Source organism: Sphingomonas sp. FARSPH (genome assembly GCF_003355005.1).
Taxonomy (GTDB): Bacteria; Pseudomonadota; Alphaproteobacteria; order Sphingomonadales; family Sphingomonadaceae; genus Sphingomonas.
On record NZ_CP029986.1, the window covers coordinates 125,941 to 152,348 of the forward strand.

General features: G+C 64.6%; 27 protein-coding genes. 13 read left to right on the forward strand and 14 right to left on the reverse strand.

Going from position 1 to position 26,408, the window contains the following annotated elements:
• Nucleotides 1–92 precede the first annotated feature (92 nt).
• On the forward strand, nucleotides 93–674 hold the full coding sequence (locus tag DM480_RS16485) for a class I SAM-dependent methyltransferase (protein ID WP_232318420.1): 582 nt from the start codon (nucleotides 93–95) through the stop codon (nucleotides 672–674).
• A 74-nt stretch (nucleotides 675–748) separates the two neighbouring features.
• Here DM480_RS16485 and lspA read toward each other — a convergent pair whose 3' ends face one another.
• The 3 genes from lspA to DM480_RS16500 all read right to left on the reverse strand — a co-directional run bounded on the left by lspA (nucleotide 749) and on the right by DM480_RS16500 (nucleotide 3,957).
• The gene (lspA, locus tag DM480_RS16490; RefSeq protein ID WP_064311259.1) at nucleotides 749–1,273 is read right to left on the reverse strand and encodes a signal peptidase II; all 525 of its coding nucleotides are present in this window, start codon (nucleotides 1,271–1,273) and stop codon (nucleotides 749–751) included.
• Between the two features lie 96 nt (nucleotides 1,274–1,369).
• Entirely contained in the window at nucleotides 1,370–3,331 is a 1,962-nt protein-coding gene (locus DM480_RS16495) for a cytochrome c/FTR1 family iron permease (RefSeq protein ID WP_064311260.1), read from the reverse strand.
• On the reverse strand, nucleotides 3,331–3,957 hold the full coding sequence (locus DM480_RS16500; RefSeq protein WP_004212870.1) for a cation transporter: 627 nt from the start codon (nucleotides 3,955–3,957) through the stop codon (nucleotides 3,331–3,333). The genes DM480_RS16495 and DM480_RS16500 overlap by 1 nt, the downstream gene beginning before the upstream one ends.
• Nucleotides 3,958–4,032: 75 nt before the next feature.
• On the opposite strand from DM480_RS16500, the gene DM480_RS16505 reads away from it, so the two are divergent.
• Nucleotides 4,033–4,452: a MerR family transcriptional regulator gene (locus tag DM480_RS16505; RefSeq protein WP_007406847.1), complete on the forward strand. Its 420-nt coding sequence runs from the start codon at nucleotides 4,033–4,035 to the stop codon at nucleotides 4,450–4,452.
• Here DM480_RS16505 and DM480_RS16510 read toward each other — a convergent pair.
• The 5 genes from DM480_RS16510 to DM480_RS16530 form a co-directional block, all read right to left on the reverse strand.
• Nucleotides 4,446–5,459: an aspartyl protease family protein gene (locus tag DM480_RS16510; protein ID WP_061780297.1), complete on the reverse strand. Its 1,014-nt coding sequence runs from the start codon at nucleotides 5,457–5,459 to the stop codon at nucleotides 4,446–4,448. The two genes, DM480_RS16505 and DM480_RS16510, sit on opposite strands and share 7 nt — an antisense overlap.
• A gap of 451 nt (nucleotides 5,460–5,910) precedes the next feature.
• Entirely contained in the window at nucleotides 5,911–6,132 is a 222-nt protein-coding gene (locus DM480_RS18610; protein ID WP_081609171.1) for a GDCCVxC domain-containing (seleno)protein, read from the reverse strand.
• Nucleotides 6,132–6,548, reverse strand: coding sequence for a mercuric transporter MerT family protein (locus tag DM480_RS16520; RefSeq protein ID WP_017980799.1), 417 nt, complete (start codon nucleotides 6,546–6,548; stop codon nucleotides 6,132–6,134). The genes DM480_RS18610 and DM480_RS16520 overlap by 1 nt, the downstream gene beginning before the upstream one ends.
• A 113-nt stretch (nucleotides 6,549–6,661) precedes the next feature.
• Nucleotides 6,662–7,909: a hypothetical protein gene (locus tag DM480_RS16525; RefSeq protein ID WP_125471587.1), complete on the reverse strand. Its 1,248-nt coding sequence runs from the start codon at nucleotides 7,907–7,909 to the stop codon at nucleotides 6,662–6,664.
• Nucleotides 7,910–7,985: 76 nt separating this feature from the next.
• Entirely contained in the window at nucleotides 7,986–8,606 is a 621-nt protein-coding gene (locus DM480_RS16530) for a recombinase family protein (RefSeq protein ID WP_115381670.1), read from the reverse strand.
• Nucleotides 8,607–8,731: 125 nt separating this feature from the next.
• On the opposite strand from DM480_RS16530, the gene DM480_RS16535 reads away from it, so the two are divergent.
• Both DM480_RS16535 and DM480_RS16540 read left to right on the forward strand, forming a co-directional pair.
• Nucleotides 8,732–11,623, forward strand: a complete 2,892-nt coding sequence (locus tag DM480_RS16535) for a Tn3 family transposase (RefSeq protein WP_115381672.1) — start codon at nucleotides 8,732–8,734, stop codon at nucleotides 11,621–11,623.
• Nucleotides 11,624–11,656: 33 nt separating this feature from the next.
• Complete coding sequence (locus tag DM480_RS16540) at nucleotides 11,657–12,073, forward strand: MerR family transcriptional regulator (protein WP_017980798.1); 417 nt, start codon at nucleotides 11,657–11,659, stop codon at nucleotides 12,071–12,073.
• Nucleotides 12,074–12,146: 73 nt separating this feature from the next.
• Here the strand turns inward: DM480_RS16540 and DM480_RS16545 are convergent, their stop codons facing one another.
• The gene (locus tag DM480_RS16545) at nucleotides 12,147–13,394 is read right to left on the reverse strand and encodes a cytochrome P450 (protein ID WP_017980797.1); all 1,248 of its coding nucleotides are present in this window, start codon (nucleotides 13,392–13,394) and stop codon (nucleotides 12,147–12,149) included.
• Between the two features lie 212 nt (nucleotides 13,395–13,606).
• On the opposite strand from DM480_RS16545, the gene DM480_RS16550 reads away from it, so the two are divergent.
• Entirely contained in the window at nucleotides 13,607–14,128 is a 522-nt protein-coding gene (locus tag DM480_RS16550; RefSeq protein ID WP_115381674.1) for a DUF6118 family protein, read from the forward strand.
• Nucleotides 14,129–14,180: 52 nt separating this feature from the next.
• Here DM480_RS16550 and cueR read toward each other — a convergent pair whose 3' ends face one another.
• Nucleotides 14,181–14,564: a Cu(I)-responsive transcriptional regulator gene (gene cueR / locus DM480_RS16555; RefSeq protein WP_017980795.1), complete on the reverse strand. Its 384-nt coding sequence runs from the start codon at nucleotides 14,562–14,564 to the stop codon at nucleotides 14,181–14,183.
• Nucleotides 14,561–16,822, reverse strand: coding sequence for a heavy metal translocating P-type ATPase (locus DM480_RS16560; protein WP_026151875.1), 2,262 nt, complete (start codon nucleotides 16,820–16,822; stop codon nucleotides 14,561–14,563). The genes cueR and DM480_RS16560 overlap by 4 nt, the downstream gene beginning before the upstream one ends.
• 427 nt (nucleotides 16,823–17,249) lie before the next feature.
• On the opposite strand from DM480_RS16560, the gene DM480_RS16565 reads away from it, so the two are divergent.
• From DM480_RS16565 to DM480_RS16575, 3 genes are all read left to right on the forward strand, one after another.
• On the forward strand, nucleotides 17,250–18,563 hold the full coding sequence (locus tag DM480_RS16565; protein ID WP_115381676.1) for a type II restriction endonuclease: 1,314 nt from the start codon (nucleotides 17,250–17,252) through the stop codon (nucleotides 18,561–18,563).
• Nucleotides 18,564–18,627: 64 nt separating this feature from the next.
• The gene (locus tag DM480_RS16570) at nucleotides 18,628–19,512 is read left to right on the forward strand and encodes a DUF4396 domain-containing protein (RefSeq protein ID WP_020486672.1); all 885 of its coding nucleotides are present in this window, start codon (nucleotides 18,628–18,630) and stop codon (nucleotides 19,510–19,512) included.
• Nucleotides 19,513–19,601: 89 nt separating this feature from the next.
• Nucleotides 19,602–19,934, forward strand: a complete 333-nt coding sequence (locus DM480_RS16575) for a four-helix bundle copper-binding protein (protein WP_017980791.1) — start codon at nucleotides 19,602–19,604, stop codon at nucleotides 19,932–19,934.
• Nucleotides 19,935–19,979: 45 nt separating this feature from the next.
• Here the strand turns inward: DM480_RS16575 and DM480_RS16580 are convergent, their stop codons facing one another.
• Genes DM480_RS16580 through copC form a run of 3 tightly spaced genes read right to left on the reverse strand, consistent with a single transcriptional unit; the run spans nucleotide 19,980 to nucleotide 21,601 of the window.
• Nucleotides 19,980–20,249: a flagellar biosynthetic protein FliQ gene (locus DM480_RS16580; RefSeq protein ID WP_017980790.1), complete on the reverse strand. Its 270-nt coding sequence runs from the start codon at nucleotides 20,247–20,249 to the stop codon at nucleotides 19,980–19,982.
• Between the two features lie 52 nt (nucleotides 20,250–20,301).
• Complete coding sequence (gene copD / locus DM480_RS16585) at nucleotides 20,302–21,186, reverse strand: copper homeostasis membrane protein CopD (protein WP_231292101.1); 885 nt, start codon at nucleotides 21,184–21,186, stop codon at nucleotides 20,302–20,304.
• Nucleotides 21,187–21,232: 46 nt separating this feature from the next.
• A complete protein-coding gene (gene copC / locus DM480_RS16590) occupies nucleotides 21,233–21,601 on the reverse strand; it encodes a copper homeostasis periplasmic binding protein CopC (RefSeq protein ID WP_020486671.1) in 369 nt (122 codons plus the stop codon).
• A 127-nt stretch (nucleotides 21,602–21,728) separates the two neighbouring features.
• Here copC and DM480_RS16595 point away from each other — a divergent pair, with 127 nt between their 5' ends.
• From DM480_RS16595 to DM480_RS16615, 5 genes are all read left to right on the forward strand, one after another.
• On the forward strand, nucleotides 21,729–21,998 hold the full coding sequence (locus DM480_RS16595; protein WP_020486670.1) for a hypothetical protein: 270 nt from the start codon (nucleotides 21,729–21,731) through the stop codon (nucleotides 21,996–21,998).
• A complete protein-coding gene (locus DM480_RS16600; protein ID WP_017980786.1) occupies nucleotides 21,995–22,435 on the forward strand; it encodes a periplasmic heavy metal sensor in 441 nt (146 codons plus the stop codon). The genes DM480_RS16595 and DM480_RS16600 overlap by 4 nt, the downstream gene beginning before the upstream one ends.
• Nucleotides 22,436–22,445: 10 nt before the next feature.
• Nucleotides 22,446–23,015: an RNA polymerase sigma factor gene (locus DM480_RS16605; protein WP_018251214.1), complete on the forward strand. Its 570-nt coding sequence runs from the start codon at nucleotides 22,446–22,448 to the stop codon at nucleotides 23,013–23,015.
• Between the two features lie 67 nt (nucleotides 23,016–23,082).
• Entirely contained in the window at nucleotides 23,083–25,116 is a 2,034-nt protein-coding gene (locus DM480_RS16610; RefSeq protein WP_018251213.1) for a copper resistance system multicopper oxidase, read from the forward strand.
• Nucleotides 25,113–26,405 carry a copper resistance protein B gene (locus tag DM480_RS16615; protein ID WP_024310688.1) on the forward strand — a complete coding sequence of 431 codons (1,293 nt, stop codon included), beginning with the start codon at nucleotides 25,113–25,115 and terminating at the stop codon, nucleotides 26,403–26,405. The genes DM480_RS16610 and DM480_RS16615 overlap by 4 nt, the downstream gene beginning before the upstream one ends.
• Nucleotides 26,406–26,408: the final 3 nt, after the last annotated feature.

Genomic DNA, 26,408 nt, shown 5'->3' on the forward strand with positions numbered 1-26,408 from the left:
ATGAAACAGCGGCACCCCGTCGTCCTCGATCGCGATTACGTGCCGCGCTGGGCCGCCCCGAGCTGACCGGTCTATACGATCATGCGATAGCGTTGCTGACGCGCGAGCGCCGATGGCGAACCGCGCTGCTGCAATTGGCGGCCCCCAGCCCGAGCGAAACGATTCTAGATGTAGGATGCGGGACGGGCAGCTTCGCAATCATGGTGAAGCGGCAATGCCCGGCCGCGCGCGTTATCGGGGTGGACCCCGACCCGTCCGTGTTGAAGATCGCCCACGCGAAGGCAGCCAAAACGCGCGCCGCGATCGAATGGACCGAGGCGATGGGTGACGAGCTGGCGAGGACCGGGATCGAGCCGGTCGATAAGGTCGTGTCGAGATTGATATTCCATCAATGCCCGCTTGTCATAAAACGGGCGATCCTTGACGCGATATTTGACGTTCTGCGGCCAAGCGGCGCGCGTTTCGTTGCCGACTATGGCGAGCAGCGCAGCCGGACGATGCGGGCTCTGTTTCGGCAGATTCAGCGCCTCGACGGGTTCGCGAACACCCAGCCGAACGCTGATGGCGTGCTACCCCGCATGTTCGCCGCGGCGGGGTTCGATCGCGTGATCGAGCGCCAGTCGATATCAACGCCGACCGGCTCCATTTCTATCTACTCGGCACACAAGCCTTAGCTCGGTATCAGCCGAAAAGGCGGGGGCGGACGGTTGCCTCCATCAAGGGCGCCTGTCGCGAGAACTCTCTGTCATCACGGCCCTCCGTCCGTAGCTGCCGGGCGTTCAGCGCCATTCCGGCGAAACGCTTCTGCCGTCGATCCTCTTGCGGGTAAGTATGGCCCGAGCAGCAGTAGCCCGACCCCGAGCGAAATCCACACGTCGGCGAGGTTGAAAACGAAGGGGTGCCAGCTCCCGAAGTGCAGCCCGAGGAAGTCGGTTACAGACCAGCGTGCGGCGCGGTCGATCAGATTGCCCACGGCGCCGGCCGCGGCGACCGCTAAGGCCGTGCGCTGCCAGCCCTGCGAGCGGTAGGCCCACGCGACAAGGCCGAGGGTCAGGATTGCCGTGAGCCCGATCAGGAGGGCGCGCCCGACGTCGCCATCAGAGGCGAGCAGGCTGAACGACACGCCCTCGTTAAAGGTCAGGCGCAGCGAGACGAAGGGCAGGAAATCGCCCGCCGGCCCATAGGGTTCGAGCGCAGCCCGCGCCCATGCCTTGGTCGCCAGGTCTAGCGCGGCCCCCGTGGCGATCAGCAGCGTGGCCGTGCCCGCTTTCATGTCCGCTGCGTACCCGCGAGGTCCTGGCGCCCGTCGCGGATGCGCGACATGCCGGCCAGTGTGCGCGAGCGAAGCGGGGGCAAATGCGAGCCTCGCCTAGTGAGCCGTCGCCGGGCCGGAACCCGAGCGAGATCGGTTGCGCCGATTCCAGGCAAACCCCACTGCGATGGCGACCGCCATCAGGAGTTGCGCCAGCACCGATTGCCAGGTGGGGAATAACCCTAGCATCGACAGCCGCGGCACGTCCGCGAGCGGTGCGATGTTGATAAGGCCGGCCTCCTGGAGAGCGGCGACGCCCTTGCCCGCAAGCACGACGGTCAGAACGGCCATGAGCCAGGAGCTATAGCGGAAGAACTGCGCGATCGGCAGCTTGCGGCTGTAGCGGAGCATTGCCCAGGCGATCACACCAAGCAGTCCAATGGCCGATCCGGCGCCGGCGAGCAGCATCCCGTTGTCACCTTGCGCGGAGAGAGCGGCGTAGAACAGGATCGTCTCGAAAACCTCGCGATAGACGACCACGAAGGCGAGTCCGAACAGGAACCAGCCCGACCCGCCCGAGAGCGCCCGCGACATCTTCTCGCGAATATAGCGCTGCCACTGATCGGCTTGCGCCTTACCGTGCATCCAAATCCCGACCGAGAGCAGCACGAACGCGGCGAACAGCGAGCCGAACCCTTCGGTCAGCTCCCGGCTCGCGCCGCTGATCCCGATTGCATAGGTGGCGACCGCCCAGGTGATTCCGCCCGCGATGATCGCGCTGACCCAGCCGCCATGAACGTAGCGCAGCGCCTCGCCGCGGTCGGCTTTACGCAGGAATGCGATCATGGCGACGACGATGAGCAGGGCTTCGAGCCCTTCACGCAGCAGGATCGTGAACGCGCCCAGGAACGTGGACGCCTCGGTGGCGGCATCGGGCGCGAGCGCCGCTTCTGCATCATCGAAAAAGCCGCCCAGCACCGTGACCTTCTCCGCGAGATCATCGGGCGATGCGCCCCGGTCGATCGCGGCGCGGAACTCCCCCATGGCGCCCTCGATTCGGCCCATCAGCGTCGCGTCGCGCGCGGTGAGCGTTGGTTCGATCGGCTCGAACCCATCGAGATAGGCTGACAGCGCCAGCTCTTTTGCCATCCGCGCATCGCCACGCCGGGCAGCGGCCACGCTTTCGGCGAGTTTGGCGCGGGCGACCGCGAGCGAGCCGGGAGCCTGTTGCATCACCTGTTCAGGGTGGCGACGCAGGAACGCGAGCACGGCGTCAGCCTTGGCGTCGCCGATCGCCGCGCCGAGCGCGGCCGGGGTGAGTGCGACCAGGGTTTTCAGGTCCGGGATGCGACGGCGAAGGGTCGGATCGGATTTCCACAGCCGCTCGCCTTCGCGCGCCTGCGCGTCCGTGAAGGCGAAGCTCCCGGCTCGGAATGCTACCGCCCAGCGCTGATCGTTCGGCAGATCGGCGAAGCTCTGCATCGCCGTCCCGTCGATGCCCTGCGTCACCACCTGATAGAGCGCGAAGACGCTGCGCTGGCGCGCACGTTCGGCATCGGTAAAGGCGATCGGGGGTGTCGCGAGCTTGGCGGCGTCGGGGCCACGGCCGTTGCCCGTCATGCCGTGACAGGACGCGCAGGATTGTTGGAACAGGGCATGGCCGGAGACGAGGTTCGGAGCCTTATCGGGCGCGAGCGGCACCGGGTAGGCGCGCAGCAGATCGGCCGCGAGCCCGTGCGCCAGTGTTGCCACCTGTTCAGTCGATCCCTTTTCCGCGATTACCGCTTGGAGGTTGGCGGCCCGCTGAATGAGGGCTTGGCGCTCCGGCTTCGCCGGCAGGCCTTGAAGCCGTGTCGAGACCGACGCGGCAAACTCATTCATTTCGGCGTATTCCGACGCGCTCTTGATCCGACCGTTCGCGACCGCGCCTCCATAATCGACGGCCATATAGTCGAGCAGCCGCCATGCGGTTTGCACGTCGCCGGGTTCGGCGAATGCCGCAGCAGGGATCAGCAGCGCAGCGAGCGCGGCGAGCAGCCGCAGCGAGAGCATTGCCCGGATCAAGGTGAGCAGACGCACTACCGCTCTCCCAGTTCGCGCCGAGCGCCAGTGACGATTTCATACGCGGAGTGGAGGAACAGGAGGGCGATGAGGCCGGCGACGGCGAGGTCCGGCCAGGCGCTTCCTGTCCACGCCACCAGACCGGCCGCGGCGATCACCGCGACATTGGCGAGCGCGTCGTTGCGGCTGAACAGCCAGATCGCGCGAACATTGGCGTCCCCTTCCCGGAAACGCGCAAGCACCAAGGCGGACACGACATTGATCGCGAGCGCGACAACGCCGATTGTGCCCATCAGTTCGGCATCCGGCGCGGTTGCGTTCAGGGCGCGCCAAATCGCGAAACCGATTACGCCCACGCCAAGCGCACCGAGAAACAACCCCTGCGTCAGCGCGACCTTTGCCCTCGCCCGTGCGGACCAGGCAAGCGCGAGAAGACCGATAAGGCTGATCGACCCGTCCCCGAGAAAATCGAGGGAATCCGCTTTCAGCGCTTGGCTATCGGCGATGAACCCGCCGAACAGCTCGGCGACTCCGAAGCCGAGGTTGAGCACCACGACGGTCAGCAGCGCACGGCGATAGGCCGGATCGGTTTGCGCGCGCGCGGGCTCCCCGTGGCACCCGCAGCTTTCGGTAGAAGCATTCATGCGGCCTTCCTTACCACCTCCAGTCGCTGTAGAAGCAAGCGAAATGTGCGACACGTTCGCATTAGCAAGGATGACATGATGAAGCCGGTGATGATTGGGCAGCTCGCCAGCGAGACGTCGACAAAAGTGACGACGATCCGGTTTTATGAGTCGATCGGGTTGCTGCGCTCCGCCCCGCGCACGGCGTCGGGCCGTAGAACCTATGATGCCAGCGACATCGAGCGTTTGCACTTCATCCGCAACGGTCGCCGGCTCGGCTTTTCGGTCGACGAAATACGATCGTTGATGGGGCTGGCGCAGAACCCGGACCAGGATTGTGGTGCCGCCTCAGCTATCGCTGCTCAGCACCTCAAGGATGTTGAGGAGAGGCTGGCGCAACTCGCGGTGTTGCGGGATGAGTTGGCAATGCTCAGCCAGAGCTGCACCAAGGCGCGCATGGCCGATTGTCGGATCATGAAGGCGATCGGCAAAGGCCACCCTCAAGCCGATCAGTAATAGTCGGCTAGCCTGAGGTCGCGCACATCACCCGAGGCCATCGTCAGCTTTACGAGGGTGCCAGCAGGCCGGGAGCGCACTTGCCAGAGCTCCCCACGCGTATAGTTCGCATCGATCGAATGGCCGTTCACCGCCACGATCCGGTCGCCGACCGCCCAGCCAGCCTTTTCCGCGGGACTGTTCGCCGCCACATGAACGACGGTGAGCGCCGTTGGTGAGGCTGCGAGGCCAAGGCCGCTACGGTCCTTCAGCATCGGCAGGCGACGACGAGGACCGAGTGGCCGGAGCCACACGAATCCGGCGGTCACGTCGAACACCACGTCGAATTGAGCGATCAGCGGTAGGCCGACATTGCCAACCGTGCTGGTGGAGAGCCAAGCTCTCATCCCGAGTGTGGGGACGTTCGAGACGCCAAGCCCTTCAATGTTGATGTTCTGGGTTGTGAAAGCATCGTTGACTCGCACGCCATCGACGCCGCCGATCGCCGCGGTCGAGACGAGCTTCCCGTTCAACAGCCCTTGATCGCGGGCATAGGCCGACGAGAGCATCAGCGCGGCCGAGCTGCCAAGATCGATCATCAAGGGCACGGGAGACAGGCCCTCGACGGAGGCCCGGATGAACAGCTCCTGCTTGGCACCGCGTCCGAGCGCGACAGCGCGCCAGTCGGGGCCGGCGAGAAACGTGCCTGACTTGACGACCGCCATACGCCTGTTCGCGAAATCGAGCGCGATGCAGCTGCCCGTGAACATATCGGCACCGAGGAGAACGTCGATCGGTCGTCCGAAGGCCGCCGACACTGAACTCAGATCACCAACAACGGCAAAGGGTAAGCGACGGGTTTCGCGGGCGAGCTGTACGTCGATGTCGCGGACCAGCAGCACCGGGGCCTTGGCGCTCAGCCCGCTAATCATGCGCCGCTCACCATTGTTCAAGCCGAGCTTCGCCGCGAGCGCCGTGCTCATGATCGACGCGCCGCTGCCACTGTCGAGCACCGCCCGCGCCGGCACTCCGCGCACTTGTGCCGAAACAAGGAGGGTATCACCCGTGCCGACTTCCAGCGGCTCCCATTCGAGGTGAGCCGCGCCGAAGTTCCACGAGGCCGCAGACCGGGAAGTCTGTCGCGCGAGCGTTGGAGAACCGAGCACCAAGCCGGTTCCACAGGCCACCAGCCGCGCCACTAATGAGCGTCGAGACATACCGATTGCTTCAACACGGGCCGTCAAAAAGCCACCTCCAGCCCCCCGTCCGCAGGAGAGCAAATTGCGGTTACATGCTCTAGCAACTGGAGGAGCAAGGGTTTTTGAAGCGCCCGAAATGCTATCCTGTTCAAATGCCCTCTCGAAAATGAGCAGTTGAGGCAGGTCAGGAACCGGTCGAATAAGACCGAAGTAGGCAATTTCGCTTGCGCGACCTTGGCGAGCAGGACCCCAGTTCACGAAGAAACGTGAAGCTATCGCCTCACCCGCAGCAGCCCGCCACAGTCCCGTTTGCTTTCGCTTCCTGGATCGGAGGGCATGGGACATCGCCAAATGAGCAGAACACGCAGCAGTCGCCAGCCAGGGGCCGCAGCACCACCGCGCAATGCCGGCAATCATAGAAGAATTGGCAGGCGTTGGTGGGCATCCTTTCGGTGGCCACCCCGCCGCATTTGGGACAGGTCAGGGTTGAGGTGAGCTGCATCAGGAAAGCGCGTTCATCAGCGGCGCTTCTAGGAGGTCCCAGGCGAACGCGATAAGCGTCAGAACCGTTCCAATCGCGAGCAGGATAGGTGTCGCGCGCGAGGGCAGCGGCATTGTGCAGGACCGGTCCCCAGCACAGGACCTCCGCCGCTGCGCGTAGGCCCACCACCCAGCAGCCAAGCCGATGAGGGAGGTCGCCGTTAGCGGCCACCGTAGTGGTATCAGCGCGGCGAAGTTGCTGGACAGGCCCGCCCCCAGGCCGAGCGCCGCGAGTGCGAGGGGCAGGACGCAGCATGACGCCGCAGCTAGAACAGCGGCTAAGCTCGCAAGCGCGCCGAGGGCGGATAGCCCCGTGTCGGCGCGACGTCGTGACGTTGGTGCGCCTAGGGGTTCACGCGGGATGGTCTCTTGGTTCATCTATCGCCTCTAGCGGGTTAGCCCGTTATGCATCCTGTAGTGACTACAGGAGCAAGCAATATAGGGGGCGTTTGCGGTAGGGGGCGAAATCCTACGCTAAGCCCGCTTGCGCGTCATCGCCCGATTGCTGTCAGCACAGGGTCATGCGCATTATCGCGTTCGGCTCGCTGGATAAGGATTTGAGGATGGTAAGCCTCACGCGGGAGCCCTGTTACGGTGAACAATTGCTCTGTGCCGAGATCTACCTTGGCGGCTGAGCCTTCGATCGTTTCGTTGCTCAATGCACCAAGAAGATGGGCCAGATCGCTGCCAACGGTGGTGGCGCCGATCGCGTCGAAACCGATCATCAATCCCTCGCCCATGCTGCCGGTCCACCGCCCGCCGGCAACATAGACTTTCCCAGGATAGCGAATGCCATAGGGCGCGACGAATTCGACGAATTTACGTGTCGGCCCGAGCACCCTCGTTTCGTAAGGAATGACGTGCATCTGGTAGGGTCGATCGTGATCCACGAAATGCCCCATGATGCCACGGGCGACGCTGGTGTTACCCCCACTGGGTGTATTGCGAAGGTCGATCAGCAGGGTGGTGGTGTCGTTAAGGGACTCCAGTGCTTGTGCGAACTGCACGATCAAAGCTTGGTCGCCGAGCGAATTATTGATGCGGATAATACCGAGTGCTCCGTCTCGCTCGACATCCAGGAGAGGTCCGTCCGCAACCCGATTGGCCTGATCCGAGGTCGCCGCCAAAGCGAAGGTCCGTCGCTGCCTGGCCTCCAGTATTTCCAACGTGCGAGCCCGCCGACGATGGCCTGCCAACGCCACGTTGAACGCGAACCCGATCTGAGGAGTGCTCAGCGCTGTAAATGGCCGCCCAGTGATTTGCTCAATAGCGGCACGAGGCGTTTGACCATCGATCCTGAGCACAGTCACGCCTGATGTCACACCCTTGGCCATCGCATCGCCGCCTGCCCGCACATCCTCGATCCGAAAGGTTGTGCCGTCGTAGATCCCGAACAGGTCTGACGATGTGGGGATGATTGCCCAGTCATCGCGATCGAACGGACCGACAATGAAATGCGGGTCTGCGAAATTGTGGGATACAAGCTGGAGTACGTCGATGAAGTCCTTGTCGGATCGGGCTGCCTTTGCTCGCTGTTCGAACGCGGAAAGGATGGCATCGCCGTCGACACCGGGACGGTCAAAATAGCCGTATTCCTCGTGCAGCAACTTCGTGAACGAAGCCCATGCCACAGTTGCATCGAACGGTTTGCCCGCTGGGTCAGCCGATTGAGCCAGGGTGGGTGTGGCTGACACAAGCGCCAGCGCAGCAAGCGAATTGAAGAGAAAATTTCTGGCCATTGCTCACCCTATTCAGCAGACAGATCAGCGGGCCTTACAAAGCCCGTTCGCTGAGGTATCATTCGCCCCATACGCATCAGCTTGCGACAAGCCCTAGGACGCGCTTTCCGTAGTCCCTGAGTTCGCCTTTGGGACCGACATAGCGATAGAGGGTGACGCGCTCGATCCCGAGTTCCTTGCATAGATCTGAGACGGACGTGTCGCGCTGGGCCATGGCGGCCTGGGCGAGGCGCACCTGAGCTTTGGAAAGGGCGAACTTGCGGCCGCCTTTGCGGCCCCGCGCGCGGGCGGCGGCAAGGCCAGCCATGGTGCGCTCGCGGATCATATCCCGTTCGAACTCCGCCAGTGTGGCGAAGATGCCGAACACCATGCGACCCGATGGCGTCGTGGTGTCGATCTGCGCGCCCTTGCCGGTGAGCACCCTCAAACCGATACTGCGATCCGACAGGCTCTGGACCGTGCTGACCAGATGCGTGAGCGTTCGGCCGAGCCGATCGAGCTTCCAGACAATCAGGACGTCGCCGTCGCGCAACGATTTGAGGCAGGCGGCAAGACCGGGGCGATCATCACGGCTACCAGATGCACGATCATCATAGATATTGCCTGGCTCGACACCGGCGGCGCGAAGGGCGTCGTGCTGCAGGTCGAGGGACTGCGAGCCATCAGCTTTGGAGACACGGGCGTAGCCGATCAACATGGATCACAAACGAAGGTTTGAGGCGGTGACGAACATGAGCACATAAGATTGCGCTATTGTGTATCTCAACCAGCATCGCAATCAAGCTATCTCAAACCTCGCATCGGAGAGAATAAGGAGCATCTATGCCGCGTCGCGTGACCCTGACCGATCGACAGCGCGAGGCGCTGTTTCATTTGCCGGTCGATCAAGGTGAGCTGCTGCGGCACTATACCCTCAGCGATGAGGATCTCGGGCATATCCGCCAGCGTCGGCGCGCCCACAACCGTTTCGGCTTCGCGCTGCAACTGTGCGTCCTGCGCTACCCGGGCCGGGTGCTCGCTCCTGGCGAGCTGATCCCGGCGCAGGTATCGGATTTCATTGCGGCCCAGCTCGGGCTGACCAGCGACGATCTACTCCTCTATGCCGCGCGCGAGGAGACCCGGCACGAACATCTGGCGGACCTGCGCCGAATCTACGGCTATCGCTCCTTTTCGGGGCGGGGCGCACGGGATTTGCGCGAATGGATCGCTCGGGAAGCCGAGGCGGCGACATCGAACGAAGATCTTGCCGGTCGTTTCGTGGCGGAGTGTCGCCGCACCCGCACGATCCTTCCCGGCTCCTCGACGATCGAGCGCCTTTGCGCCGATGCGCTGGTCGAGGCGGAACGCCGGATTGAAGATCGTATCGCCCATCGCATCACGCCAGCCCTGAGTGGGAATTTGGCTCACCTGTTGGAGGATACGGTGGATGGTCGTGTCACCCGCTTCGTATGGCTGCGACAGTTCGAGGTTGGCGCAAATTCAGCAGCCGCCAACCGGCTGATGGATCGACTGGAATATCTTCAAAGGTTCGATCTTCCGGCGGATTTGCTGGAAGGCGTGCCCGCGCATCGTGTGACCCGACTTCGCCGACAGGGCGAGCGCTATTACGCCGACGGTATGCGCGATCTACCCGAAAGCAGGCGGCTTGCGATCCTCGCTGTCTGCACCCTGGAATGGCGGTCTTCGCTGGCCGATGTCGTCGTGGAGACCCACGACCGCATCGTGGGCCGTCTCTATCGGGCCTCCGAACGCCTTTGCAGCACCAGGATCGCCGACGAAAAGGCGGCCGTTCGGGACACGCTGAAGTCCTTTGCCGAAATCGGTGGCGCATTGCTAGGGGCACAGGACGATGGTGCGGCCCTGGACGGGATAATCGCCACCGGGCCTGGCTGGGAACGGTTCAGAACCCTTGTCGACACGGCCTCCGCGCTGACCAACGTGCTCGCGGCAGGTCCGCTCAGCCGCGTTCTCGACGGCTATCATCGCTTCCGCCTCTACGCGCCAAGGATGCTGCGCCTGCTCGACATGCAGGCGGCGCCGATCGCCAAGCCTCTTCTGGCGGCTGTCGCGCTGCTGCGAAGCGGGATCAAGGCCGATCCTCCGATGGATTTTCTGCGCCCTAACTCCAAATGGCATCGTCATCTTCGCGCTGAGCCCGCCGGTGACTACCGGCTTTGGGAAATCGCAGTGCTGTTTCACATCCGCGACGCCTTCCGGTCGGGCGACATATGGCTGGCGGGATCGCGCCGCTATGGCGACCTCAAGCAGATTCTGGTCCCGCCACAGGCGATAGAGCAGACTGCGCGGCTCGCCGTGCCGCTACGACCTGGCGAATGGCTGGCCGAGCGCAGGGCACGACTGGATACACGGTTGAAGGAGCTAGGCCGCGCAGCGCGAACCGGAACGATCCCAGGTGGCATCATCGAGAACGGCAAGCTGCACATCGACAAGCTGAAGGCCGACACGCCCGAAGGTGCCGAGGATCTCGTGCTCGATCTCTATCAGCAGCTTCCGCCCGCGAGGATCACCGATCTGCTGCTGGAAGTCGACGAGCGAACCGGGTTTTCCGAGGCGTTCACGCATCTACGCACCGGCGCGCCCTGCAGTGACCGGATCGGCCTGATGAACGTGCTTCTTGCGGAGGGCGTCAATCTCGGACTGCGCAAGATGGCGGCGGCGACCAACACACACAGTTTCTGGGAATTGCTGCGGATTGCGCGCTGGTATGTCGAAGGCAGCGCCTATGATCGCGCGCTCGCCATGATCGTGGAGGCCCACGCCGCCCTGCCCATGGCCGCCTTTTGGGGACAAGGACAATCGGCATCCAGCGACGGGCAGTTCTTCCTTGCTACCGAGCAGGGCGAGGCGATGAATCTGATCAACGCGAAATATGGCAACGTCCCGGGTCTCAAGGGATACAGCCATGTGTCCGATCAATATGCTCCCTTCGCAACCCAGGTGATCCCGGCAACGGTCAGCGAGGCGCCCTACATCCTAGACGGGCTGCTCATGAATGACGCGGGCCGCCACGTCCGCCAGCATTTTGCCGACACGGGCGGCTTCACCGATCATGTGTTCGCCGCCTGCGCCTTGCTCGGCTACAGGTTCGCACCGCGTATCCGCGATCTACCTCAGAAAAGATTCTATGCCTTCACGCCCAATGCGACGCCTGCCAATGTGCGAGCGCTAGTCGGTGGCAAGATCAATGAACCGCTGATCGAACGCAACTGGCCCGACATCCTGCGCGTCATGGCGACGATCGCAGCGGGGATCGTCGCGCCTAGCCAGATTCTTCGCAAGCTCGCCTCTTACCCGCGCCAGAATGAACTGGCCCTCGCATTGCGGGAGGTCGGGCGCATCGAGCGGACCCTGTTCATGATCGACTGGATTCTCGATGCCAGCCTCCAGCGCCAGGCTCAGATCGGACTCAACAAGGGCGAGGCCCATCATGCCCTCAAGCGCGCCATCAGTTTCCACCGCCGAGGTGAAATCCGGGATCGATCCGCCGAAGGGCAGCACTATCGCATCGCCGGCATGAACCTGCTCGCCGCCATCATCATCTTCTGGAACACCATGAAACTTGGGGAGGTCGTCGACAGCCGCGCTGTGGACGGGATCGTCGTCCCGCCTGACCTCCTCGCCCATGTCTCGCCGCTGGGATGGGAACACATCAACCTCACCGGCGAATATCGCTGGCCTAAGTCCTTAGCGTAGGATTTCGCCCCCCACCGCAAACGCCCCCAATATATGCGCGTTGAGGAAAGCATCACGATCGGCGAGCTGTCTCGCCGGACTGGCGTGAATATCGAGACGATCCGGTACTTCGAGCGCGTTGGTGTTCTCGCAACGCCACCCCGCACAAGCGGCGGGCGGCGGGTATATGGGACCGGTCACGTCCGCGCACTTGGGTTCGTCCGTCGCGCGCGCGAACTCGGCTTCTCCCCGGCCGAGGTGCGCGCGATCCTGTCTCTTGGCGGTTCTGCGCAGGCGTCATGCAGTGAGGTCCGCGAGATCGCGGCTCACCATCTAGAGCGTGTGCGCGCTAAGATGGAGGATCTGGCGCAACTAGAAAGCCTGCTGGCTGCGACCATCGACCGTTGCGAAGGCGACGGGGCGGCGAGGTGCGCCGTGATCGACTTGCTGAACCAACATTCGACTGCGTAGATGTCGCATCGCACCCCGTACTCGCGCAAACGGTCGATAACGGAGCCGATCACCATCACCACGGCACGCGGCCCTAGCCACCTATGTGGACGTTGCGCATCACGAAGCCGCTTTTCGGAAGCGCTGGCAGCCTGGCGAAATCGATGCTCAGGTCTTGGTCCGGTACGTCATAGCGCATCGCGTTGACGAGGAGGTGTGCCGCCACCTTCATGATCGCGAGGACGATCCATTCGCCGGGACAGCGATGGCCGAGATAGTGATCGCCGCCGCCCTGCGGAATGAAGTTGAAGGAGTCTTCGTCCCAAGCCCTGAAACGCTCAGGGCGAAACTCCTGGGGGTCGGCCCAGGTCGCTGCGTCGTGATTGCTCCCATAAAGGTCTAGCACCACTTGACGCCCTTCCGGAAAGGCCATCCCCTCCCACTCGAAATCTTGGCTCGCGCGCGCCACCACAGCGGGAAAGAAGGGATAGAATCGGCGGACCTCTTGGACGAAGAGCTCGGCATAGTCCGGCTGCTGAACCAAGGCCGCCCTGATCCCTGAACAGGTTTGCAGCGCGTGGGCGACGAAGGTGATGTACACTGCGATCGCGACGGTCGGGCGAAGGACATTTACCAGTTCGACCGCTGCGACGTGCGGCGAAAGAAGATCGTCGTGCCGGTCGCGATGCCAGGCTATCGCGTAAGCCGCGGTCCCCGAGCCCGAGCCGATGCTCCCGGCCCGAATGCCTTCAATGATCCGCTTCGCCCATGCGTCGACGCGACGACGGGCCAGCCGTGACCAAAGATGCCTTGGGCTCGCCGAGCCGGCGGCGTCGAACAGCGCCCGCAGCTCGCCCGCGCGGTTGCCGGCTTCATCGTCCGGAAGAGGAACTCCCGCCCAAGCGCATACCGCTCGCGTCAGCGGCTCATGCAACTCGTCATAGAAGACGATCTCTCCTTTGCGCGTCCAGCCCGGCACCGCCCTGCGCCACTCGGCCTCGAACAATTGCGCCAGCGCCCGCACGCGCTCTGGTGTCATCAGGCCCATGAACATCTGCTTGCGGTGCCGATGGGTCTCGCCGTCCAGACCCTGAACGCCGCCTTGGCCCAGCAGTGTCTTCTGAATAGCGACCGGCATGGCACCTTCGCGCTCGAAGCGGGTCGTATCGTAGAAGATTTCGGCGGCCTTGGCCCCCTTAAGGCAGTTGGTCTTTTTCAGCAGGAAACGGGATTCAAAAGCGTTTGCGCCTAGGCGCTGGCACTGCCTGGAGATGAACCGATAGGGATCGGCGAGGAGAGAAAGGGTTTCGTCCGGGCCTTTCGTGTGTGGTGTCTTAGGCATGACCGGTCCGGTGATTGTTGGGTCTCCTTTGATTAACTCGGAGGAATATCACGGGTTGCAGGCTCACGACAGGTGACGAACGAGGACGATCAGGGCGGAGCAGGCGCGGCCGAGGCGTTCGAGGCCATGCGCGGCGAGCTGGCGCTGCGCCGTGGAGGGCTTGGCGGCCGAGCGCGGCGATCGACATACCCGACCATACCGAGACGCTTGGCGTGCTCCAGCAGAACGTGAACACGGCAGGCGAGAACGTCGCGCGCATCGGCCAATTCCTGAAAGCGGCCCCGGCGCTGGCGATGACGCCGGAGCAGATGGCGCAGCGCATCGCCGCGGCGGGCAGCGCCGCCCGGCGCGAGGATCAGGCGGCGCTCGCCAAGGCGGGCGAGGACAAGGCCCGCATCATGGCCGATCTTCGCGCCATCGCCGGGTCCGCATGGACACGCGCCGACCAGAAGAATCGGCAGCTATGGTTTGCCCTGGGTGGGGTGGCGGCCGGCATCCTCGCATGGGCGATCGTGCCGGGCCTGGTCGCGCGCGAGATCGCACCGGCGAGCTGGCAATGGCCCGAGCGCATGGCGGCGCGGACGCTCGACTTGCCCCGCTGGGAAGCCGGGCAGCGTATGATCCAGAGCGCCAGTCCCACCGCGTTCCGCGCCATCGTCGGGGCCGACAGGATCGTGACGGCCAACCGCGCGGCGATCGAGGGGTGCGGCAAAGCCGCAACGCGAAACGCGTGAAACGGTGCGACGCACGATCACGCTCAAGTGGAGTAAAAGTTAGCCGCGCAAGTTATTCAGCCAAGCGTTCGATGATCGGACAATCAGGCCGATCATCGCCATGACAGGCTTGGGCGAGCCCGGTAAGCGAGCGGCGCATGGCGTCCAAGACGCGGACCTTGCGGCCCAGTTCGGCAGCGCGGGCTTCCGCCAGCGTCTTCACTTCCGCGCTCGACCGATCGCGATCCGACCACAGCCCCAGCAGCGTGCGGATTTCCTCGATCGGGAACCCCAGGTCGCGCGCGTTGGCGATAAATCGCAGCCGATGAACGTCAGCGTCGGCGTAGTCCCGGTAGTTCCCGCGCCGTGGCGGCGCGGGCACCAAACCAATCTTTTCATAGTGGCGGATCATGCGTTGGGAGACGCCGCTGGCGTCCGACGCCGCTCCGATGTTCACAGCTTTACCGCGTTGAGCCGCAGTGCGTTCAGGACCACGGTGAAGGACGAGAGCGCCATCGCTGCACCGGCCAGCATCGGCGACAGCAGGATACCGGCAACCGGGTAAAGCACGCCGGCCGCAACCGGCACGCCGATTCCGTTGAACAAGAACGAGAAGAACAGGTTTTGGCGGATATTTCGCATCGTCGCGCGAGCGAGCTTGCGGGCGCGCACGATCGCCGAGAGATCGCCGCGCGTGAGCGTCATGCCGGCGCTTTCGATCGCCACGTCTGTTCCCGTTCCCATCGCCAAGCCGACATCCGCGGCGGCGAGCGCCGGGGCGTCGTTGATCCCATCGCCCGCCATTGCGACCCTTGCGCCGCTCGCTTTCAGCTCGCCGATGATACGCGCCTTGTCTTCCGGCAGCAGATCGGCGCGCACGTCATCAAGACCGCCCACGGCGCGCGCGACAGCATCGGCCGTCCCACGATTGTCGCCGGTGAGCATGACGACCCGCAGGCCCTCCTTGCGAAGCGCGGCAATAGCGTCGCGCGCCGATGCGCGCACCGGATCGGCGACTGCGAGCAGACCGGCGAGCGCCCCGTCGATCGCGACGAGGATGATGCCCGCGCCTTCGCCACGGTGACGATCGGCCGCGGCGTCGACCGGCTTGAGATCAGCGCCGATCCGGCTCATTTGCACCGCATTGCCAATCACGACCGAGCGGCCGCCCACCGTGGCGCTGACACCCAGCCCGGTTTGCGAGGCAAAGTCCGCGACTGTGCCGAGCTGCAATCCTCGTTCTTTGGCGGCAACGACGATTGCGTGCGCGAGCGGATGTTCGGATTGGCCTTCGACGGCCGCGGCAAGCGCGAGCATGTCGTTCTCTCCGACCGCGCTGACCGTCTCGACCGCGATCAGCTTGGGCTTGCCTTCCGTGAGCGTACCTGTCTTGTCGATGACAAGGGTATCGACCTTTTCCAGCCCCTGTAAGGCTTCCGCGTTCTTCACCAGCACGCCGGCCTGAGCGCCGCGTCCCGTGCCGACCATGATCGACATGGGCGTGGCGAGCCCGAGCGCGCACGGGCAGGCGATCACCAGCACTGCGATGGCGTTAAGCAGGGCATGGCCCATGCGCGGCTCAGGGCCGACCAGCGACCAAGTGATGAAGGTCGCAATCGAGATCAGCACGACGAGCGGCACGAACCATCCTGAAACCCGATCGGCGACCGCCTGTATCGGGGCGCGGCTTCGCTGCGCTTCCGCGACCATGCGGACGATACGCGCGAGCATCGTGTCCGAACCAACCGCGCGGGCTTCCATCACCAGGCTGCCCGTCCCGTTGACGGTGCCCCCGGTAACGATCGCCTCGACTTCCTTGAGGACCGGCGCGGGTTCGCCGGTGAGCATGGCTTCGTCGACCGACGAACGACCCTCGACCACGACGCCATCGACCGGGATGGCTTCACCGGGGCGGACCCGCAGCCGGTCACCGGTTGCCACGTCGGCAAGCCCGACTTCTTCTTCAGAACCGTCAGGCTGCAAGCGTCGCGCCGTCTTGGGGGCGAGATCCATGAGAGCGCGGATCGCGCGCCCTGTCGCCGCCCTAGCGCGCAGTTCGAGCACTTGCCCGAGCAGCACCAGTGTCACCACGACGCCGGCCGCCTCGTAATAGACGGGAACCATGCTCCCATGCGTGCGGAAGGTCGCTGGGAAGATGCCCGGCGCGAGCGTCGCGACCACGCTATAGAGGAAGGCGGCACCTACGCCGATCGCGATCAGTGTGAACATATTGAGATGGCGGGTACGAAGCGATGTCCACCCCCGCTCGAAAAACGGCCAGCCCGCCCACAGCACGATCGGCGCGGTGAGTGCGAGCTGGACCCAAGGCGAGGCCGCAGGGCTAACCACATGCAGGCCTAACATTTCCGCGAACATCGAGACGACGAGCAGCGGGATCGTGAGCGCGCCCGCCACCCACAGTCGGCGCGTGAAGTCGACCAGCTCAGGGTTGGGAGTATCGTCGAGCGACGGTTCTTCGGGTTCGAGCGCCATGCCGCAGATTGGGCAAGTTCCCGGCCCTTCCTGGCGAATTTGCGGGTGCATCGGGCACGTCCACATCGCCCCCGGCGTCGCCATCGGCTCCGGTTTCGGCTTATCGCTCAGATAGGCGTCAGGATTGGCGACAAACTTGCTCCGGCACCCTGCGCTACAGAAATGATAGGCATGACCAGCGTGCTCGGCATGGTGTGTCGTTTTTGCGGGATCGACCGTCATGCCGCACACCGCGTCGATCACTGCTGCTGCGGCATCGTTGTCCTTACTGCCCGAGCAGCAGCCGCCCGCTTCGGTGTGATGATGTTCGTGCTCGATCTTTGCGGGAGCGGCCGAGCCGCCCCCGCAACAGGATGAGGGCGTGGAGACCGATTCAGGCGCAGGCTTCGAACAGCCGCAACCCCCGGCTTGGGAATGGGAATGAGGGTCGTTCATGGCAAGACTCCTTCGACCCGAGAGCATGTAGGGTATGACACCGTGTTAGGGTCAAGGCCCTGTCGGCACCGCTGGCGTGTATGTTGAATCTACGCGCGGGAGCGGCGTTGCCCTCATATTGCGGGGGCCAGCTCTACACCCTCGACGCCATAAGGGCCGCAGCTTAGGTCTATTACTAGCTCGCCAAACGCGGGCCGGGGGCAATCGGGGACATATGGCAGCGCAGATCGACAGTCTTTCTACTGGCACCGACCATGACGGCCTGGTGCGCCGCTTAATTGCCCGCTGGCGTGACGATCAGGGCGCGACCTATCGGAGCTGGTTTCTTTGGGACGAGCGGTTGAAGAACTTCCGATCAATCCGGCGCGGCATCACCCAGGTTGTCGGCGAGATCGAGCGCGGCACGTTCGGCGTCGCCTACCGCGGATCGTCGCTCGAAACCGTCGTCCATTCCGTCGCCGAGCAGCGGCAAATCTTCAAGGGCGCGGACCATGCGTTCCTCTGGAAGCCGAAGCTCCGCATCCCCGACATTTACGAGAGCCCCGACAATCAGCGCGCGTTCGGCCGCTTGCTCGACGCCTGTTCCTGTTGCGACACGGCCGAGGAGATCATCAGCCATATCCACGCGATCGACCGTTTGAAGATCAAGGGGCTGGGTCCGGCGGTCGCCAACCTCCTCTACTTCCTTCACCCGACGCTGGTGCCGCCCTTCAACACCGCAATCGTTAAGGGCTACAACGCGCTGACGGGGGCGAATGTGAAGCTCGGGAGCTGGGAGCATTTTCTGGCGATGCGGACCGGCATCCTCGATCTCAACGACCGCTTCCGCGAGCTGCTATCGAATGATTTAGGCGCGATCGGCGGTCTGTTGTTCGACATCGGCTCCGATCGCTATCCGGCTCCGCCCCTCGACGTGAGCGGCGCGACGCTGGCGAGCTGGGGGCAGCGGCTTGAGGCGGCGCGCAAGGAAGCGCGCACGCTCAGCAAGGCCGCTCAGCGCGAGGGCGAGAACGAGCGCACCCATACCGAAATCCAGGCATGGCTTCGCGATCTAGGGTTGGCGCTCGGCTATGACGTATGGATCGCCGCGAACGACCGCAGCCGCGCCTTCGACGGATCACCCTTGGGCGCAGGATGCCTTGAGCGCCTGCCCGACACGATCGCGACGTCGAAGGGCGCTGACTCGATCCGGCTGATCGACGTGCTGTGGCTTGAGAAGGCCGGCGATCATGTCGCCGCGGCGTTCGAGGTGGAGCATTCGACCTCGATCTATTCGGGCATCGTCAGGATGCTCGACCTGGCCTTGAGCGGTGGCGACCTTCACGCGACCGCGGGGCTGTTCCTTGTCGCGCCCGACGCGCGCGAGACGGACGTTCGCGCGCAGTTGCAGCGGCCCGCGTTCAGCCGCGTAGCCGACCTCGACATATCCTACCTGCCCTATGGCGAGCTGGAGAAGAACCGGGAGGCCATCGCGCGGTTCGGATCGGGACTGAAAGCGATCAAGGCCGTTTCCAGCAAGCTCGCCTAGCCCGCTCCGCGCAAGGGATGATCCGGAGAGCCGCGTATCCTCTAGCATGTAGAGGAGTGCTGCCGTGACGATGCCATCCCCGGCCCCCTGGCTCGACGCCGTGCTGATCGGGTGGTTCGTGCTGACCGCCCTTTCGGTCGCTTACGTCGCGTGGGATGCCTTCACCCGCAACCCCGAGCTGCGCGTGATGAAATGGGGGTGGCTGTTGGTCACGCTCTATGGTGGCCCGATCATGGCCGCGGCCTATGTCCTGTCCTGCCAGGAGCCGGCGAACGAGCGGCACGAGGATTTCGTTCGACCGCTCTGGAAGCAGGCGTTCGGCTCGGCCATCCATTGCATGGCGGGCGATGCAACCGGCGTCATCGCCGCAGCCGCGATCACCACGGCGCTCGGCCTGCCGATGTGGCAGGACGTGATCGCGGAATATGTGTTCGGCTTCGCGTTCGGACTGCTGATTTTCCAGGCGCTTTTCATGCGCGACATGGCGGGCGGTTCCTATTGGGGCGCGCTTCGCATGTCGTTCATCCCCGAATGGCTGTCGATGAATGCCGTCATGGCCGGCATGATCCCGACGATGGTGGTGTTGATGAGCCGCGACATGGCCGCGATGCACGCCAGCTCGCTCCGCTTTTGGGGCGTCATGTCGCTGGCGACACTCGTCGGGTTCGCAGTCGCCTATCCGATCAACCTTTGGCTGGTTGGCGTGCGCTTGAAGCACGGCATGGGCACGGTGCGCGCGCTGGGGCATGGCGGACACGAAGTCGGCGCGGACCGGCAATCGGCCACGCCGATGCCGGACATGGGACACGACGCAATGGCAGGGATGAGCGGCATGGCGGCCGGCGCGCGCGTGACCGGACCTCAGATCGCCGCGATGACAGTGTTGACGCTCATCATGCTTGGCGCGGGCATCATCGTTGCGACGCTGTTCGGTCGGTGGGCCATGTAACTTGCCGCGAACGACGGAGATCGCGGCAAGGGGTGATCGCGCGGCGCGCGTATCTAGGAACAGGCGGGGGCTCATACGGAGATAATGCGATGCACCAGATCGACCCCGGCATGAAGGCGTGCATGGACGCCTGCCACGAATGCCATGTGACCTGTCTTCACATGGCGATGAACCATTGCCTCGAAATGGGCGGCCAGCACGCCGCGCCCGAGCATATGAAGATCATGGCCGACTGCGCGCAAATTTGCGCGGTTGCGATCGACTTCATGGCGCGCAAGTCCGCCCACCATCAGCATATCTGCCGCGAGTGTGCCGAGATCTGCCGGGCTTGCGCAGCGAGCTGCGAGGCCCTGGGCGGCATGGAGGATTGCGTGGCAGCGTGCCGGAAGTGCGCCGATTCCTGCGATCGGATGGCGGCATAGCGGGGCTTGCGCGGGCGGTCGCCCGCCCGCGCAGCTATCTGCATATCAACGGCCCATGCTCGCGATCACAGCGAACAGCTCGGCCGTGAACTTGGTCAGGAGCTCGGTCGCTGCGCTCCCGAAAATCACCAAACATACGCCTAGCGCGATCAGCTTAGGCACGAAGCTCAGCGTCTGTTCGCTAATCGACGTCGCCGCCTGGATGATGCTGATTATCAGCCCGACGATCATCATCGGCACGAGCAGCACCACGCAGATCAGGCCGGCCACGGCCAGCATCCTCCCCGTCTCGTCGAGCAGGATCGACTGATCCATCAGGCGCGGCCCCGTGAACGGCCGGGGACCGCGAGGGCTCCCCGGCCGCGCATCACATCGCCGATGCAGGCGGCGCGAGCGTCCCGAGCCAGGCGATCAGCCCGAGAACCGCGATGACACAGGCGGTTTCGATCGCCAGACTTGTCCGCAGCGCGCCGAGGGCGCCCTTGTGATCGTCCGCTGCGATCGACCGCTCGAATGCCGGCGTGAGCCGGAAGCGGTTGAGCGAGGCGAGCCCTAGCATGGCGACGAACAGCGCCAGCTTTGCGATCAGGAGCTGACCATAGAGCGTCGCAGGAAGCGTGGCGAGGTTGCCGATCCCGACCAGCATCCAGCCGTTGACCAGGCCGGTGACGAGGATCGTGCCGACCACAACCGTCCCGATCGCGCCGAACCCGTGCAGCGCGCGGTGCGTCAGCCCCAGATGCGCCGCGTCTACGCGCGCCGCGGGTCGGGAGACGAGCAGGAGCAGCCCCAGTAGTGCGCCAACCCAAGCGCCCGAGGCGATCAGATGGAGAATGTCGACGATGAGGTGGACCCAGCCCATCACGGCTTCGTCCATCGCGCCGTGTCCGGTCCACGCCAGCGTTGCGAGTGCCACGGCCGAGCAGAGCGCGACGATGCTCAGCCAGATGCCGCGCCCGCCCGCGACCAGCGCTGCCAGCGCCGCGAGGGCCACCATGACCATGCGCAGCTTCCATGCTGCTCCGATCGCAGAGCCGGTGAGCAGCGCGCCGACTGCTTCACGGTCGATCGGCCAGGCCGGCGTTCCGGCCATTGAGGAGGCCATCAGCACGACCCAGGCGCCTGAAAACAACAGGCTCAGGCCAGCGCTGGCGATGAACCAGGGACGCAGCGCGAGCGCGTCGCCGCGCTCGCGCGCCCGCAGCCCATAAAGGCTGAATGCGGCAAGGCCGAACAGCGCAGCCAGCGTCACGTAGAGCGCGAAGCGGACGCCGATAAGCGACCAGTCCCCCATCGCCTCACTTCACCGCGAAGACGTAGGTTCCTGCGACCTTGTGGGTGTCGGTCGAGACGACATTCCACGCGACGCTATACCGACCCGATGGGAGCGGCGATTTCGGGGTGATGACGAGGGTCCGGCCATCGGACGAGAGCGCGGAGGCGCTGGCCATCTTCATGGCTGCCATGCCGGGCATCGCTGCCATCGTGAGATCGGCCTTGGAGAAGGCTGGCATCAGCTTCTCGCTGAAATGAAGTTCGATACGAGCGGGCTTCGCGACCGTCGCATTGGCGGCCGGCGATGCCGACACCAGCTTAGGATGGGCGTTCGCCGTTCCGGCGAACATGACGAGAGCGGCAGCAGCAGTCAGAACGGATAGGCGGCGCATAGGGGGCCTTTCGACAGGAGGGTTCCTGTCCTTCATTACGCGCCCCGATCGACCACCCCTCACGGATGGATTTGAGGGATGGGCGCGTCGCTTGCGTAATCCATGCTAGAGGGGTGGAGTGAACGACATGGACCTCGACGCAGTATTGATGAGGCTGGCGCAAGCACCCGTGCCCGCGAGCCTTGATGGCATGGAAGATCGCGTGCTGGCGCGGGTCGCCGCACGTCCAGCGGCGCGCGCCGGCTTAGGCGTTGGGGCAATGACGATCGCTGCGGCGCTCGTCATGGGCATCTTCGGTGCCGGTGTGCCCGCGAAGGAAGCCAGCGCGGCTTCGCTATCGCCCTTGGGGCCGGTGTCGCCGCTCGCGCCCTCCACGCTGCTCGTCGGCGTGCAATGAGCGGCCGCATCCGCCTTCTGCTTGGCATTGTCGCGTGCTTCATCGCCGCGATCATCGGTGTGTTCGTGGGGCGGGCGCTACTTCCGCCACGTGCCCAGCCCGGCTCGGAGCTGCACGACGTGCTGCATCATAAGCTGGCGCTGGACGCCAACCAGGAAGCGCGACTTGAAGTGCTGGAGCAGCGTTTCGCCGTGCAGCGGCGCGCATTCGAGCTGGAATTGCGGGCGAACAATGCCCGGCTCGCTGAAGCGATCGAGGCCGAGCATGGCAACGGGCCGCGCGTCGCCGCAGCGGTCGACCAGAGCCACGCCGTCATGGGCGAGCTCCAGAAAGCGACGCTGGCGCACATCTTCGCCATGCGCCAGCTCTTGCGGCCCAATCAGACCGGCCAGTTCGATCAGGCCGTGGTGAAGGCGCTCACCGACGACGCACGTTGAGGTTCGGCGCGTGAGCCTCGACTGGACCACGCTTACGGACGGCGAGCTGGCGACCCTCAGCATCGCCGGGCGCGAAGCCGCCTTCGCCGAGATCATGCGCCGCCATCGGCAGTCAATCTTCCGCATGGTGCGCGCGTGCGTCGGCGAGGCCGACGAGGCGCTGGACCTTCTGCAGGAGACCTTCGTCGCGGCGCATCAGGCCCTGCCCCGCTACGACGGCGATCGATCGATGCGCGCGTGGCTATCGACGATCGCGATCAACAAGTGCCGCGATTGGGGGCGCAAGCGCACCGTGCGGCGCTTTCTGGCGTTCGCCGCACCGATCGGCCCGGAAGCCGAAGCCATTGCAGACGACCAGGTGGCGATCGACGACGCGACGGGCGACCGACAGGAACTCGACCGCGTGACGCGCGCCATTGCGGGCTTGCCGACCGCATTGAAGGAATCCTTGGTGCTGCGCACGATCGAGGGGTTGAGCCAGGCTGAAACCGCGGCAGTGTTGTCGATCAGCGAAAAGGCGGTAGAAACCCGCCTCTATCGCGCGCGATCGAAGTTGCTGGAGCGATTGGGCGGGCGCTGAGGGATAGCGCCCTGAGCTGCGTATCAAGGCTAGAGGGACACTCCCGTTCGAGAGCCTTGAGGACCGTATGAGCCGCACTATCGATCGCCGCCAGATGCTTCGCGGCGCCGCCCTTGCTGGCGGTGGCATGGCGCTGACCGCCTATATGCCCGCGTGGGCGCAGCCTGTCTCGGGCGGGATCGTCAAACCGCTGCCGACCGTCTCGGGCACTGACATCGCGCTGACGATCGACAGTTTCAGACTTCCCGTCGACGGCAAGTCGACGCCCGCAATCGGCGTCAACGGCACGGTGCCGGCCCCTCTCATTCGCTTGAAGGAGGGGCAAAAGGTCCGCCTCTCCGTCACCAACAATCTCGACGAGGACAGTTCGATCCACTGGCATGGGCTGCTCGTGCCGTTCGCGATGGACGGCGTGCCCGGCATCAGCTTCCCCGGCATCAAGGCGCGCTCGACCTTCATCTACGAGTTCCCGATCATCCAGTCGGGCACCTACTGGTATCACAGCCATTCCGGCGAGCAGGAGCAGGGCGGACTTTACGGGCCGATCGTGATCGACCCGGCCGGTGCCGATCCGATCGCGTTCGACCGCGAGCATGTGATCGTGCTGTCCGACCACAGCCAGATGACCGGCGAGCAGATTTTCCGGAAGCTGAAGCAGATGGGCGGCGCCTATTTCAACTATCAGCGGCCGACCCTCGCGGGCTTGCTCGCGGGTCGGGAAATGCCGCTCAAGGACCGGATCGAGTGGGGAAAGATGCGAATGGACCCCGCCGACATCGCCGACGTCACCGGCTCGACCTATACCTTCCTGGTCAACGGCTACGGGCCGTATGACAACTGGACGGGGCTGTTCAAGCCGGGCGAGCGGGTCCGCTTGCGGATCATCAACGCCGCGGCGCAGACCAACTTCAACGTCCGCATCCCCGACCTGCCGATGACCGTCGTGCAGGCCGATGGGCAGAATGTCCGTCCGGTGAAGATCGACGAGTTCCAGATCGGCGTTGCCGAGACGTTCGACGTGATCGTGACGCCCGAGGACCGGGCCTACAGCTTCGTCTCCGAGGCTATCGATCGCTCCGGCATGGGCCGGGCGACGCTCGCCCCGCGTGAGGGGATGGTCGCCCCGGTCCCGCCGCTTCGTCCGCGCACGCTGCTGACCATGACCGATATGGGCATGGACATGGGGAGCATGGGCGGGATGCAGGGCATGTCCGGCATGAAGGACGAGAGCCCGGTCGCCACGCGCGGGCCGGACCCCACCTTGATGCAGAACGCCTCGCGCAATCTTTGGAAGCTGACGGGCTGGAAGGGGCCGACCGATCACGGGACGGTCGCGGCAGGCGCAGCGATGGCGGGCATGTCCGGCATGTCCGGCATGGACCACAGCCAGATGGGCGGCGCTGTAATGCCCGGGATGGACCATAGCCAAATGGCAGCGGGCGGTGCTGGCATGGCCGGCATGGACCATAGTGCCATGTCGGGCGGATCGGGCCAGGCTGGCGGCATGGCCGGGATGGACCACGGGTCGGGTGGCGGCATGAACATGAACATGCGCGACCCGAAGAATGCGCCGGGCGTGAAGATGGGGCCGGGCGTGCAGACCATCTCCCCGATGCCGAAGGACCGTAGCGGTGAACCGCCCCAGGGTCTGGAGGGCCTGGATCACCGCGTCCTCACCTATCGCGACCTCGTTTCGCTCGCGCCCAACCCCGACGTGCGCGCGCCGTCGCGTCAGTTCGAGATCCATCTGACCGGTAACATGGAGCGCTACATGTGGGGCTTCGACGGGCAGAAGCTGAGCGATCCCGCCGACCCCATCCCGTTCCGCAAAGGCGAGCGGGCGCGGGTGACGTTGGTCAACGATACGATGATGCCGCACCCCATCCATCTCCACGGCCATTTCTTCGAGCTGGTGACGGGGCACGGCAATCATGCGCCGCGCAAGCACACCGTCAACGTGCCGCCTGGAGGCAAGATGACCTTTGATCTGACCGCCGATGCACCCGGCGATTGGGCGTTCCACTGTCACAATCTCTACCACATGACCGCAGGCATGATGCGCGTCGTCACCGTTCGCCCGTTCGCGGGAGAGGCGGCATGAACCGGCTGACCGCGGCGCTCGCCGCCACCACCATGCTCGGCATCGCCGGTCCTGTCGCCGCTCAGTCGATGCAGGGCATGGATCATTCGGCAATGCCGGGCATGACCATGCCGATGCCTGCGAAAAAGAAGCCGGTGGTGAAGCCCACGGCCAAAGGCAAGCCGGCCAAGACTAGGTCAGCTCCTGCGAGGCGACCATCAGCTTCGACGACGAAACGCCGCGCCGCGCCAACGGCCGGCATGAATGGTATGGATCACGGGACCATGCCGGGCATGGATCACTCGTCTATGCCCGGCATGGACCATGCGGCTCCGCAGGGCTCACAGCAGGGCATGGAAGCCATGCCGGGGATGCAGATGCCCGGAAACGGCCAAACGGTCCCTCAGGGCTCCCAGCAGCCGATGCAGGGCATGGACCATTCGGCGATGCCGGGGATGACCATGCCAGCCGACCAGCACAGCGGCCACGACATGCAGGGCATGTCGGGAATGGCCGGAATGCCAGGCATGGCGGCCGATGGGGTGCAGCAGACTGGCACCGCGCTTCCCGCAGGAAACGCCCCCGCCCCGCCCCTGCCGACCGACCATGCGGCCGACAGCGTTTACGGCGCGGACGCGATGGCGATGGGTCGCCATCACCTTCAGCAGCATCACGGCGGTCAAAACTTCAGCCAGGTGCTATTGAACCTCGCTGAGTATCAATTCCGCAACGGTCGTGACGGCTATCGCTGGGATGGCGAGGCGTGGTTCGGGGGTGACATCAACCGCCTCTTCATCAAGTCTGAGGGCGAGGGAGCCTTCCGCGAGGGCATCGAGAGCGCCGAGGTGCAGGCGCTCTATAGCCGGACCATTGGCCCTTATTTCAATCTACAAGCGGGTGTCCGCCAGGATTTGGGGCCGTCCCCGAAACGCACCTATGCGACCGTCGGGCTGGAGGGGCTGGCACCGGGCTTCTTCGAGCTAGAGGGCGCGGTATTCCTGTCCAACAAGGGCGACCTGCTAGGGCGGCTTGAGGGCTATTACGACCAGCGCATCACCCAGCGGCTGATCCTGCAACCGCGCGCCGAGCTCAATTTCGCTGCGCAGGACGTGCCGGAAAACCGGATCGGATCGGGCCTATCCAACGCCGAGCTTGGATTGCGGCTGCGTTATGAGATCCGGCGCGAGTTCGCCCCCTATGTCGGCGTGTCATGGGATCGCCGCTTCGGCGACACCGCCCGCTACGCGCGCGCCGATGGGGATCGCGCAACGTCCAAGAGCATCGTCGCCGGCGTTCGTGTCTGGTTCTGATCG